The 14,104-nt window shown below is 44.8% G+C and carries 4 protein-coding genes and 1 riboswitch; all 4 genes read left to right on the top strand.

Annotated elements, in window-relative coordinates:
* Nucleotides 1-6 precede the first annotated feature (6 nt).
* The 4 genes from JJ692_RS00285 to JJ692_RS00270 all read left to right on the top strand — a co-directional run bounded on the left by JJ692_RS00285 (nucleotide 7) and on the right by JJ692_RS00270 (nucleotide 14,083).
* Nucleotides 7-1,098, top strand: a complete 1,092-nt coding sequence (locus JJ692_RS00285; RefSeq protein ID WP_206534108.1) for an ABC transporter ATP-binding protein — start codon at nucleotides 7-9, stop codon at nucleotides 1,096-1,098.
* Nucleotides 1,098-1,967: an ABC transporter permease gene (locus JJ692_RS00280; RefSeq protein ID WP_024424299.1), complete on the top strand. Its 870-nt coding sequence runs from the start codon at nucleotides 1,098-1,100 to the stop codon at nucleotides 1,965-1,967. The genes JJ692_RS00285 and JJ692_RS00280 overlap by 1 nt, the downstream gene beginning before the upstream one ends.
* Entirely contained in the window at nucleotides 1,960-2,763 is an 804-nt protein-coding gene (locus JJ692_RS00275; RefSeq protein ID WP_133744740.1) for an ABC transporter permease, read from the top strand. The genes JJ692_RS00280 and JJ692_RS00275 overlap by 8 nt, the downstream gene beginning before the upstream one ends.
* Nucleotides 2,764-3,131: 368 nt before the next feature.
* Nucleotides 3,132-3,225: riboswitch (cyclic di-GMP riboswitch) on the top strand.
* A 145-nt stretch (nucleotides 3,226-3,370) separates the two neighbouring features.
* Nucleotides 3,371-14,083, top strand: a complete 10,713-nt coding sequence (locus JJ692_RS00270) for a non-ribosomal peptide synthetase (RefSeq protein WP_206534107.1) — start codon at nucleotides 3,371-3,373, stop codon at nucleotides 14,081-14,083.
* The last annotated feature ends 21 nt before the right edge of the window (nucleotides 14,084-14,104 follow it).

Genomic DNA, 14,104 nt, shown 5'->3' with positions numbered 1-14,104 from the left:
GATCGCATGAGTGGAATTCATTTAGAACACATCAGTCAGCACTTCGGTGAGCAGATTGCTCTCAACGATGTCAGTCTTACGGTGAATGAGGGAGAGTTTTTCTCCCTTCTTGGTCCTAGCGGCTGCGGAAAATCAACATTATTAAACATCATTGGCGGTTTTTTAGAACCAACAAAAGGCGTCGTCTATATTGGCGATCAGGATGTGACAGCTTTGCCGCCTTACCAAAGAAAAACAGGTATGGTTTTTCAAAGCTATGCACTTTTTCCACATCTGACTGTATTTGATAATGTGGCGTACGGGCTAAAGGTTCAAAAGAAAAAGAAGGCGGAAATTAAAGAGAAGGTGATGGAAAGCTTGTCTCTTGTTCAATTAGAGGCATTTGCGAAACGGATGCCCCACCAATTAAGCGGTGGTCAGCAGCAGCGGGTAGCGATTGCAAGAGCGCTGGCGATTCAGCCGTCTGTTCTCCTTCTTGATGAACCGCTCAGCAACCTAGATGCCAAACTAAGAAAAAACATGCAGACAGAGCTGCGAAATATTCAAAGGGATGTCGGGATTACAACCATTCTTGTGACACATGATCAAGAGGAAGCCTTAAGCCTTTCTGATCGGGTTGGAATTTTAGGAGAGGGAAGAATTCAGCAGATTGGGACGCCTTTAGAGGTGTACCGCCAGCCAAACAATCGATTTGTAGCTGAATTCATCGGACAGGTGAACATCTTTGAGGCCGTGTACAATGAAGCTGATGCGGCATTTACAGTTCCGCATGTAACCCATTCAAGCGGTCAGCATCTTCAGCTGCAGGCTGCTGCACATCAAGAGAAGAGGGAAAAGCAACTGCTTATGCTGCGTCCTGAAAGAATTAGCATCTCTTCTGAGCGGGAGGAAGTAAAGCCGAACCATGTATCAGGCGTGCTGTCAGATGTGAGCTATATTGGGCATTCATTACGTTTGGTTGTGGGGCTTGATAATGGTGAAATCATTGTCCATGCTTCTGATGCGGCATTTCCCGAACTGCCTGAAGTTGGAGAAACCGTCCATATCCATTGGCAGCCTGAAGATATCGTTTTCTTAGATTCGAAGGTGCATACGTGATGCGAATCAAGAAAAAGAATCAACGATTTCATTGGTTTATGCTGCTGCCAGCCTGTTTGTTTCTTGTAGTATTTTTACTAGCTCCTCTGGTGATGATGCTCGTTCTCAGTTTTCGCGATGTCGATTCGATGATGAATACATTACAAACGTATAGCTTTTCTCAATATATTCATGTGTTCACGACAGATGCATATGTAAAGGCGATTGGAAGTACTGTGTGGGTGGCTTTGCAGACAACGGTGATTTGTTTATTGATGGCATACCCCGCAGCATACGTGCTCGTCAAAGCACCTAATCCGCGTCTGCGGGCATTTTTCTATATCCTACTTGTGTCGCCGCTTTTGACAAGTGTTGTGATTCGGACATTTGCATGGATTGTTCTTCTTTCGCAAAATGGTCTGATCAATGGCATGTTATTAGATTTACAGGTGATTGAGAAGCCGCTCTCGATGCTGTGGAATATGAATGCGGTCATTATTGCCTATGTCCAAGTCATGCTGCCATTTGCAGTACTGCCGATCGCAACAAGCTTAACCGATATGGATCGTCACTTAAGACCGGCTTCTATGAGTCTTGGAGCTGGCCGGATTCGAACCTTTTTTCATGTCACCTTACCACTGACCATTCCAGGCATGGTGACTGGCGCGATCATCGTCTTCTCACTGGCAGCAGGAAGTTATATCACCCCGCTGTTAGTCGGCGGACGGATGCAGCCGCTGCTGCCGCTGTCAATTTATCAGCAGGTCATGCAGGTGTATAATCTGCCTCTTGCTGCGGCTATGTCCTTTACATTATTGGTTTGTGTGCTTGTGGTAGTCAGTCTATTAAGCTATTTATTGAAGCGTTGGGAGGCGAGGATGCATGCGTAATAAGTCAATAGGTGACCGCTTGCTTTCCATCCTGATTTGGACTGCTGGGTCATTGGTTTATCTTTTTTTAACCATACCTGTTCTTGTGATCGTCCTATCTGCTTTTAGTCCAAATGCCTTTCCTGAATTTCCACCGACTTCGTTCTCTGTGCGCTGGTTTCATGAGGTCGTGTCAAATCCAGAATGGATGGAATCTCTTCGGATCAGTGTGTTTCTGCTGTTCATCGTGACGCCTCTCACGGTTCTTTTAGGGACAATGGCATCGTATGCTTTAGCAAGGCTTTCCTTTAAGGGAAAGGAGGCTGTCCAAGCTTTCATTCTGTCACCTCTCATGATTCCTCAGGTGGTGTTAGGGATTGCAATGCTTTACTTGTTTACGGCTATGGGCTTTACAGGGTCTTTGTGGGCGCTCGTCATTGGTCACGTCATCATTGGTTTTCCTTATGTGGTTCGAACAGTAGGCGTGAGTGTTTCGAATTTAGATCCGCGGCTTGAGCTGGCTTCGATGAATCTTGGCGCAGGACCCATTCGCACGTTTTTTCGAGTCACATTACCTTTGATTAAGCCGGGAATCATTGCAGGAGGGGTGTTTTCAGCTGTGACGTCATTTGGGGAAATATCGATCAGTTTGTTCGTTTCCTCTCCTCAAACCATTACAATTCCTGTCAGGACCTTTAATTACATTGAGCAGACCTTTGATCCAAGTGTCAATGCGATATCTGTCATATTTATTATCATTTCTATCATTGCGCTGCTCATTATTGAAAAAACGATTGGTCTGTCTAAGGTGATGTAAATATAATGAAGAAACAAGGAGTTGTCATTTGAAATGACAACTCTTTTTTTTGTTGTTTTTACAGTAAAAAAATTCATTTTTTTAGGGAATATAGTTCTTAAGATTTAAGAATTTGCGGGGAACGCAAGGAGACCTCTATCCTACATTTTCGGTCATATTTTCAAAATTTAAGGGAAAATATGAAATTTTTGCGGTATTTAGTCGATTATTTTCGGTTGAACGCAACTATTATTAGTTATTTTCGGTAAATATCGTCAATTCTCACAGGATCCCTTCGGTATAACGCATGAATCTTTACACCCATTTTTCGGTGAAAAAAACAATATTTTCATATAAAGTGGACGTAAATAGAAAATATCTAAAAGAAAAGAAGAAAAAGGCAAATCTATGGAAACATAGAGACGCAAAGCCATGTCCTAAGGTAAATGATTCTTTTTTTGCTAAGGTCGGCAGGCTACCGAATGAAAATGGGAGTCCCTCCGTTTTATTCGGGGTGGGCTCCTTTTCTGTTTAACCGTCTATTTTAATGAAATAGACTTGGTTCTTTTGATATAGAGGGTGCAGGGTGAAATTGGTGGAGAAAACATAGAAGAGGCGGAGGATGAGAATGAATATAGTTTATTACCCCTTAACACATGCGCAAAAGCGAGTATTCTACACGGAAAGATTTTATCCAGGTACAAGTATTTCTAATTTGGGTGGATTCGCCAGGTTGAGATCAGCATCTGGTCTCGATCCGACTTTGGTCGTCGATGTGCTTCAAGCGTACATTCGACAAACTGACTCTCTTCGGCTGAGGCTCGTGTATCGAGATGAAGAAGAGGAGCCTGTTCAATATATCAAACCTTATGAAAAACAGCCGATTCGCATGGAAAAGGGCTGGAGTGAAGAGGAAGTAAGGGTTTGGGCAAACGAGCAGATTCGTGAGCCGATGCCATTGATTGACAGCCCTTTGATTGAATTTACGGTGTTTCAAATCAGTGATCAAGAGTGCTGGCTGTTCTGTAAAGCACATCATATTGTCGCGGATGGTATTTCCATCATTTTAATGGGAAATCGCATTATTGATTTATATCATGACATGCTGCAAGGAGTAGACATCTCGCCAGTTGAGGAGATCTCCTTCGTTGATCACATCATGAGTGAGCAGACCTATGAATCTTCTAAACGTTTTCAAAAAGACCAAGCTTTTTGGAATGAGCAATTTGCTCATATTCCAGACTTCGCATCTTTAAAACCGCATAAGGGATACGAGATGAGTTTGCATGCGGAGCGATTTTCAGGGGATGTTCCAGATTCTTTAAAGGAGAAGCTTCGTGTTTTTTGTGAAGAACAGAAAGTCAGTATGCTTTCGATGTTTATGTCCACTGTCTATATTTACTTACATCGCTTTAGCGGTATGGAGGATGTCGTTCTTGGAACCTTTATGGGCAACCGGACGAATGCCAAAGAAAAAAAGATGATTGGGATGTTTGTATCTACGATTCCAATGCGTGCATCTGTACAAGGGTCGCAATCGTTTCTTGATTTCGTCAAGCAGGTCATGGCGGATCAAATGAAGATCTTGCGACACCAAAAGTACCCTTACAATTTGCTCATGAATGATTTGCGGGAAAGAGAAGGGTTTACAGGACGCCTTTTTGATATTTCTTTAGAGTATCAGGTGATGCAGTGGCAGAAAAAAGAGAATCTGTCGTTCATTACTGAACCGATTTTTAGCGGGAGCGGAATGAATGATATTTCAATACATGTGAAAGACCGCTGGGATACTGATACATTGACCATTGATTTGGATTACCGTACAGATGTATTCACAGAAGAAGAAATGAGTAAGATGTTTGATCGATTCTTGATATTACTAGAAGCGGCCGTCTCTCAGCCTGATCAGCTGATCGGGACACTGCCTTTACTTTCAGCAGGTGAACAAAAGGAGCTGCTGCAATTATCTGAAGGAGAATCGTTTGAAAGGCCAGCAGCAAAACCGGTTCATCACCTGTTTGATGAGACAGCCAACAAATATGCAGGCCGGACAGCCGTTGTAGCGGAAGATGGAACAATTACTTATGGAGAGCTGCAACAACAGGCAGAAAAGCTGGCTCGTTTTTTACAAATGAAAGGTATCTCACGTGATGTGCCTGTTGCTGTTTTGATGGAGCGTAAGACAGATGCCATGGCAGCAGTCTTCGGCATACTAAAGGCTGGCGGGGCATATGTACCAATTGATCCGGCATTACCTGAGGAGCGCATTCAATTTATTGTGGAGGATTCAGGTGCTTCTATTGTGTTAACAGAGGAATCGTTCATTCAAGAGTACCCAGCCCTTTCGGAAAAATTGATCGTGCTGCAGCAAATATTATTAGATGATGGACGGCTGCCTGAGCTTGTAGATCAGACGGAGCCGGAGGATTTAGCCTACATGATTTATACATCGGGTACAACTGGAAAGCCGAAGGGCGTCATGATTGAGCATCTTCAGCTTCATCATTTGGTCCATGCTTTGCATCATGAGATGTATCAAGGGGCGAATGAGCTACAAATGGCGCTTATAGCCCCATTCCATTTCGATGCATCGGTCAAACAAATCTTTGCTGCCCTTTTATTTGGACATACGCTTCATATCATCCCGCGAGAAACGACGAGAAATGGCATGCAGCTAGCGGCTTATTACAGAAAACATCAAATTGAAGCGGCAGATGGAACACCGGCGCATGTGCAGCTTTTACTTGCTGCGGATTTGGACGGGCTGTCATTGACGCACATGTTGATTGGGGGAGAAGCGCTGCCTGCGAAAGCAGCACGTTCACTCATTGAAGCAGTTCGTATGAGTCAGCCTGATTTTACTCTATGGAATGTGTATGGTCCAACTGAGACGTGTGTGGATGCGGCGGTGCATCGCCTGAATCTCAGTGAGCTGAGCGAATCAACTGAACAGCGCTATGTGTCGATTGGAAAACCGCTTGGTCATCATCGCATTTATATTTTAAATGAACATGATCAATTGCAGCTGCATGGGGCTGCTGGAGAACTGTGCATTGCCGGTATAGGTGTTGGGCGAGGCTATGTGAATCAGCCTGAATTGACGGAGAAGGTATTCACAGCAGACCCGTTTTCTCCACATGAGCGGATGTATCGAACGGGGGATCTAGTCAGATGGCTTCCAGATGGCACGATTGATTATCTTGGCAGAATGGACGATCAAGTGAAAATAAGGGGTTACCGGATAGAAACAGGCGAGATTGAAGCTGTGATGGAGCAGGTAGATGGAGTTGATAAGGCAGTCGTGCTAGTGGTTGACGAAGCGGATGGAGAAAAAGCGTTAAGTGCTTATTATCAAGCTCGTCATGAAGGTGTGTCTGTTGACATGCTGCAAGCGGCTATCAAACATCAGCTTCCAGCGTACATGATGCCTCTTTATTTCAAGGAGCTCGATGCTTTTCCACTCACAGTCAGCGGCAAAGTCGACCGTCGTGCACTTGCTGCGTTAAAAGGTGATAGAGCGGTACATGCTGTTTTTACGGCACCTAGAAACGATATAGAAACGAAGCTTGTTCATTTGTGGGAAGACATTCTTGATCAAGAGAAGATCGGTGTATATGATTCTTTCTTCGATCGAGGCGGGCATTCGCTCAAAGCAATGACCGTACTTACCAAGGTTCAGCGAGACTTTGAAGTGGAGGTGCCGCTCTCCATTTTATTTGAACAGCAGACAATTGCTGCTCTAGCTGCTTATATTGAGCAAGCAGAAAGGTCTTCTGAAACGGTGATACCAAAAGCGCCGGCTGCTGATCATTATCCATTGTCGCCTCCACAGCAGCGCGTCTATATGGTGAGTCAATTGGAGCAAAGCACTGCATATCATATGCCTGCTGTTGTGAGGTTAAAAGGAACTCTGCAGCTTGAGAAGCTGACTGAAGCCTTTGACAGGCTGATTTCACGTCACGATATGCTGCGCACTTCTTTTCATACGATAAAAGGTGTTCCTCGTCAGCGGATCGTTTCATCAGTGTCCTTTCAAATAGAACAGCTGACAGGCGGTACGATGGAAGAAAACATGCAGCAATTTGTCAGACCTTTTGATCTTGAGTGTGCGCCGCTTCTTCGAATTGGTTTGCAGTCATTGCATAATCAGGAGCATTTGCTCTTTTTCGATATGCATCATTTGATTTCAGATGGTCTTTCGATCGATTTGATGCTGCGTGAGCTGTCAGATGCTTACGAGGGATCGGATAAAGCACCATTGAAGCTTCAATATCAAGATTATGCTGTTTGGCAACAGCACCAAGGCTTTCAAAAAGAAGAGACATTTTGGCTGCAAGAATTTTCGGGTGATATTCCGGCTTTACAGCTGCTGACTGATTATCAGCGTCCAGCTGTCCAGTCTTTCGCAGGTGATCGTGTCATCAAAGAAATAGATGAAGCGTTAAAGAATCAATTACAGGAGCTTGCAGCAAACCATCACACGACACTGTATACAGTCTTGCTTTCTGCTTACTATACACTGCTTGCCAAATATACAGGTCAAAAGGAATTCGTGGTCGGAACACCGGCGGCAGGGCGTGTGCATACAGATTTGAATGACATGATCGGTATGTTTGTCCAGACACTTGCTTTGCGGTCTGAGGTAGATCCGAATGGAACCATGTCTGAGCTGATTGAGCAAGTAAAGAAAAAGACAATGCAGGCATTTGAGCATCAGCAATATCCATTTGAACGGCTGCTTGAAAAGCTGAATGTGCCAAGAGATTTTAGCCGTCATCCATTGTTTGACACCGTCTTTACACTCGCGCCGGATCATGGAGCAGCCCAGCATATTGGAGACATGCTGGTCGAGGTTGAAGAAACCAATTTCCATATTGCGAAATTTGATTTAACACTGCAAGCGATGGAGTCCGATCAAGGTTTATCCTTTGTACTTGATTTCAGTACGGCGCTATTTAAACGAAGTACGGCAGAGCAGATGATGAAACATTATGTTTATCTGCTGGAGCAGATGGTTCAAGCGCCGCAGGAAGCTATTCAATCCTATCGATTACTGTCTGAACAAGAAGCAGAAGCTCAGTTAAATAGGTGGAATCCGTTACCTTCGCCTTATCCAGCAGAAGAAACCATTATGACGCAGTTTGAAAAACAGGTGCAGCAGTATGGTCATCAGCCTGCATTGAAATGTGAAGATGTGGTTCTTTCTTATCAAGAGCTGAATGACCGAGTGAATCAGCTTGCTCATTATTTGCGTGAAAATGGTTTTGAAAAAGGGATGAAAGCGGCCTTATTCTTTGAACGTTCCAATGAAATGGTGCTCTCTGTTTTGGCTGTGCTTAAGGCTGGCGGTGTCTATGTACCAATTGACCCCGATTTCCCTGATGAGCGCGTGAAGCACTTTTTAACAGACAGCGGTGCACAATTCTTACTGACACATCAAGTGCTGCGCCATCGCTCGGTGCTCACTGCATTTGAGGGAACCATCATAGAAACAGAAGATCAAGCGATTGCTCAGCAGTCAGACAGCCCTATAGATGCTCATATTTTACCTGAGGACTTGGCGAATTTGACCTATACATCAGGTACAACCGGTAAGCCTAAAGGAAATATGGTGACACACCGGAACATTTTGAGAACGGTGAAGCAATCGAATTATCTCACCATTCATCATGAAGACACGGTGATGAGCCTCTCAAACTATGTATTTGATGCCTTTATGTTTGATGTGTTTGGTGCATTATTAAACGGAGCGAAACTCATTGTTCTGCCAAAGGATCATATTTTAAACATGAATGAGCTCTCGGGAGCGATTGAGAAGGAAAAAGTCAGTATTTTAATGATCACAACAGCTCTTTTTCACTTACTCATCGATATGAAAAAAGACAGCCTGAAAAACGTAAGAAAAGTGCTGTTTGGCGGAGAACGTGCTTCTGTGCCTCATGTAGTGACTGCACTTGAGACAGTTGGGAAAGACAGACTTGTTCATATGTACGGACCTTCTGAGAGCACAATTTTCACCACATATTATCCTGTGAATCATATTGAGAAGCAGGCGTTATCCATCCCAATCGGAAAGCCAGTGAGTCAAACGGCTGTTTATATTGTAGATGAGTTTGGACATGTTCAGCCGCCGGGTGTGGCGGGAGAGCTATGTGTCGCTGGTGATGGACTGGTGAAAGGATATTATAAGCAGCCAGAACTAACAAGCGAAAAGTTTGTCAACAATCCTTTCCGTCCTGGAGAGGCCATGTATAAAACGGGCGATCTTGCACGCTGGCTGCCGAATGGAGATATTGAATTCATTGGACGCATCGATCATCAAGTGAAGATTCGCGGACAGCGTATCGAGCTTGGGGAAATTGAACACCAGCTGCTGCAGCATCCTCAGGTGAAGGAAGCTGTCGTCATTGCTGCTTCGAATGACACCTTATGTGCGTATTTCACAGCAGAAGGATCTGTTTCATTATCTGATTTGCGCGAGCAAGCAGGGCGTGAACTGCCTGTATATATGATGCCGGCATTTTTCATGCAATTAGACGAGCTTCCTTTGACGAATAATGGCAAGGTCGATAGGCGGGCGCTGCCGGCACCTGATCTCAGTGAGCAGGGGGCAAATGAATACACCTCTCCTCAAACAGAAACAGAGCGTCTGCTGGCGAACATTTGGGAGGAAGTTCTTGAAGTGCCGCGAATCGGCAGGCGCGATCATTTCTTTGAATGCGGGGGCCATTCGCTGCGCGGCATGAAAATGCTGAACAGGCTATATGAAGAGATGCAGGTGGAGCTCACTTTGAAGTCTTTATTTGAATCCCCAACTTTAGAAGCGTTCGCCCTTGCGGTTGATCAAGCGGATCAAACGGAGATCAATCGAGTAGAAGTTGCCAAAGAGGCGTCCTATTATCCAGTGACATCTGCTCAGAAAAGACTGTTTGTTTTGGAGAAAATGACTGATGTGGAGCAAAGCTATCATATGCCGGCTGCCTTAAAGCTAGAAGGCGCCTTTGATGAAAAACGATTTGAAAAGGCAATTGATCAGCTAGTCCAACGTCATGAAGCTTTCCGAACGAGCTTTGATTTTGTTGAGAATGAACCTGTTCAACGGATTGAAACAAATGTCTCTGTAGACATTGAAAAAATTGAACAGAACGGCCGGGACATACAGGAATTAATGAATGACTTTATCAGGCCATTTGATGTAGAAAAAGCGCCTTTACTCAGAATAGGGCTGGTTTCCGTTTCTGTAAATGTCCATTATTTACTGATTGATATGCATCATATCATTTCAGATGGTGCGTCTGTTGGCATTTTAATTGAGGAGCTATCAGCCCTGTATCGAGGAGACAAACTAGAGGAATTACCTGTTCAATATAAGGATTATGCAGTTTGGTCAAAAAGTGAGGCATCTGCTGTGCAAAAAGCAGCTGAAGAGGCTTTCTGGCTGGATCAATTACAAGGGGAGCTGCCTGTGCTGGCACTGCCAGAAGATCTGCCAAGGCCAAAAGTGCAAACATTCGCAGGAGATCGTGTCTCATTTACAATCGAAGGTTCGCTTAAAGCGAAATTGGACGAACTCGTTAGAGCGCTCAACAGTACGACCTATACAGTCCTGCTTGCTGGCTACAGTATTCTTTTAAGCAAGCTTTCAAGACAAGAGGATATCATCATTGGTTCTCCGGTTGTTGGCAGAACCCATCCTGATATTCAATCTGTGATCGGCATGTTTGTGAACACGCTGGCACTTAGAACAAGACCATCAGGACATCAGACAGCTGCTGAATTTGCGTCAAATGTTCATCAGCTTGTGTTAGAAGCAAATGAGCATCAGCTGTACCCATTTGAAGAATTGGTAGATCAGGTGCAAACGGTTCGCGACACAAGCCGTCATCCAATTTTTGACGTGGTATTCTCAATGGAAAATGCGGATATTCGTGATTTATCAATGGATGGGCTTCACATTGTACCACAGCCATTCGAAGAGAATATTGCCAAATTTGATTTGACCTTAACTGGAAACGAATCCGCAGATCAAATTGAACTCGTGTTTGATTTTAATTGTTCTATCTTTCAAAAGACGTCAATTGAAAAGTGGAAAGAATATTTTCTTCATTTGCTGGAACAAATGGTGTCAGCGCCAGATCAATCGTTAGATCAAATGCAATTATTGTCACCGCAGCAGCAGCAAAAACAGCTGAACGAATGGTCAGGTCCTGTTCTAGACGTCCCGTCAGATCAAACCGTTCATGCCTTGATTGAGGCTAAGGCACAAGACGCACCGCACCAAAAAGCAGCAACCTTCTGCGGAACGAGCTGGACGTATAAAGAGTTGAACAGCCGGGCGAATGTAGTCGCTTCGAGACTCATCGCAAACGGCACAAAACCAGGAGACCGCGTCGGTATTCTCACCCGTCCGTCCCTTGATATGACGGCAGCTGTTCTTGGCGTTCTCAAGGCAGGTGCGGCATTCGTCCCAATTGATGCAGATTATCCGGCGCAGCGTATTGCGTACATGCTGGAAGACTGCGGGGCAGAAGTACTTCTAATGCAAAAAGGACTCACTGCGCCATCTTCATTCACAGGTCATGTCCTGTTCATAGAAGATGCGGTAGAGGGAGATGCTCACGAGATTCAGGTTCATATCAAACCAACGGATCTCGCTTATATGATTTACACGTCCGGGACGACAGGACAGCCGAAGGGTGTCATGGTCGAGCACCAGTCCCTTGTGAATCTTGCATTCTGGCACAATGATGCGTTCCAAGTGACGAAAGACGATCGAACTGCGAAATATGCCGGCTTTGGCTTTGACGCCTCCATTTGGGAGATGTTCCCAACGTGGATCGCCGGCGCAGAGCTGCACATTATTGACGAAGCGATTCGTCTCGATATGATCAAACTCAATGCGTATTTCAATAAAGAAAACATCACCATTGCCTTCCTGCCGACTCAGTTATGCGAGCAGTTTATGTCAATGGACAACCATTCTTTACGCTATTTACTAACAGGCGGAGACAAGCTGAAACAAGTGAAGCCTGTTCCATACAAACTCGTCAATAACTACGGTCCAACTGAAAATACTGTCGTAGCGACAAGTGGAGTCATAGATCCAGAACAAGTCACGATTCCGATAGGAACAGCCATTGCCAATACACGTTTTTACATCATGGGTTCTTTATACGACCTGTCGCCGCCAGGCGTACCTGGTGAGCTCGTGATTGCAGGAAAAGGACTGGCAAGAGGCTACTGGAATCTTCCAGAAGAAACCGACAAACGATTTGTCCCAGATCCATTTTATCCAGGTGAGCGCATGTACCGCACAGGCGATCTAGTGAAATGGACAGACGCTGGTGAGCTAATTTATCTCGGCAGAATAGACCATCAGGTCAACATCCGCGGCTTCCGTATTGAGCTGTCAGAAATTGAAGCGCAGCTCCTGACACTGGATTCGGTCAAAGAAGCTGTCGTGACCACGGTCAAAGATGCAAGTGATCAGGACGCCCTTGCCGCTTACGTGATCACGAAGAACGATACAGATACAGAGAACTTAAAAGAAAGCCTAAAACGCACGTTACCAGAATACATGGTGCCATCATGGATCATAAAACTAGACCAATTTCCAATGACGGCCAATGGAAAGGTCGATCTGAAAGCATTGCCAGCTCCTGATATCGAAGCGAACCAAACGGTATACGAAGCACCAAGAGACGAAGTGGAAACACTGCTTTGCGGCATTTGGGAAGATGTCCTTGGCGTCAGCCAAGTCGGCATTCACGATCATTTCTTCTTCCTTGGCGGAGATTCCATTAAAGGCATCCAAATGGCAAGCCGACTCACGCAAGCAGGCTGGAAGCTCGATATGAAACTTCTATTCCAGTATCCGACCATTGCGGAGCTTCGCCCATATATTGAAGAAGCCGATCTTCTCACAGCAGACCAATCACCTGTCGAAGGAGAAGTCATTTTAACACCAATTCAGCGCTGGTTCTTTGAACGAAACTTTACGAATCAGCATCACTGGAACCAATCGATGATGCTTCATGCGCCAAATGGTTTAAATGAGAAAAACGTTCAGCAAGTACTGGAACAGCTCATGATTCATCATGATGCATTGCGAATGGTGTATCCGCTCGAAGAAGGGAGCGTCATCCAACGTCATCGAGGAATCGAGGAAAATAATGTGGCAATTGATGTGGTGGAAGTAAAAGGAGAGCTGTCACAGCAGATACAGCAGGTAGAAAAGCTGGCAAATGAAGTGCAGGCGAGTATATCGCTAGCAGACGGGCCTTTAGTGAGACCTGCCATTTTCCGAACCGATCAAGGGGATCATTTATTGCTGGCTGTACATCATCTTGTCATTGATGGTGTGTCATGGCGCATTTTCCTTGAAGATTTCATGGCTCTTTATGAACAGTCGAAACGCGGGGAAACTCTTACCCTTCCTGAAAAAACACACTCCTTCCAAGAATATGCCCAGAAGCTGACTGAATACGCTGTGTCAGATGAGCTGCTATCGGAAAGAGATTATTGGAAAAAGGTGCTTGCGTATTCCGTTCCTCCGCTTCAAAAGGACCATGTCACGGAGGATCAACGAATGCTTCATACACAGACCATTCGTTTTGCATTGTCTGAAGAGGAAACACGCAGTCTGCTGACGGATGTACATGAAGCCTATCAAACAGAAATCAATGATATTTTGCTGACGGCATTAGGGTTATCCATGAAAGAGTGGACAGGTGAAGACAGACACTTTATTCATCTTGAAGGACACGGGAGAGAGGACATCCTTCCTGCGGTCAATGTATCACGGACCATCGGCTGGTTTACTAGTATGTATCCTGTGTTATTGGATATGTCGCATGCAGACGATCTTTCTTATCAGATCAAGTATTTAAAAGAGGAACTCAGACACATTCCGAACAAGGGCATCGGCTATGGCGTTTTAAAATACTTAACGCCTGACAAGATGAAGGACGATATCGATTTTCAAGTCACACCAGATATCAGCTTTAACTATCTTGGTCAATTTGATGAACAGATCGGCGGCGGTGAATTGAGGCGTTCTCCATGGCATGCAGGACAATCGCTGAGCCCTGAATCTGAGAAACCTCATGCGCTGGATATTGTTGGTTTCGTAGAACAAGCCATGCTCCATGTGACGATATCCTATCATCACCTTGAATTCGAAGAACGTACGATCGAACAGTTCAAGGAACTCTTGGAAAAGAATGTGAAGGCATTGATCTCACATTGTCTATCACAGGATGAGAGTCAGATCACACCTAGTGATGTGGGGGATGAGGATCTCACCATGGACGAACTTGAAAAGCTAATGGATCTATTTTAAGCAAAAATGAAGAGGTGGACT

It is taken from the genome of Bacillus sp. 3a, from assembly GCF_017161885.1.
In the GTDB taxonomy this organism is placed as follows: Bacteria; Bacillota; Bacilli; order Bacillales; family Bacillaceae; genus Bacillus; species Bacillus safensis.
The sequence above is the reverse complement of the archived record's forward strand: the minus strand, read 5'-3'. Positions and strand labels throughout refer to the sequence as shown.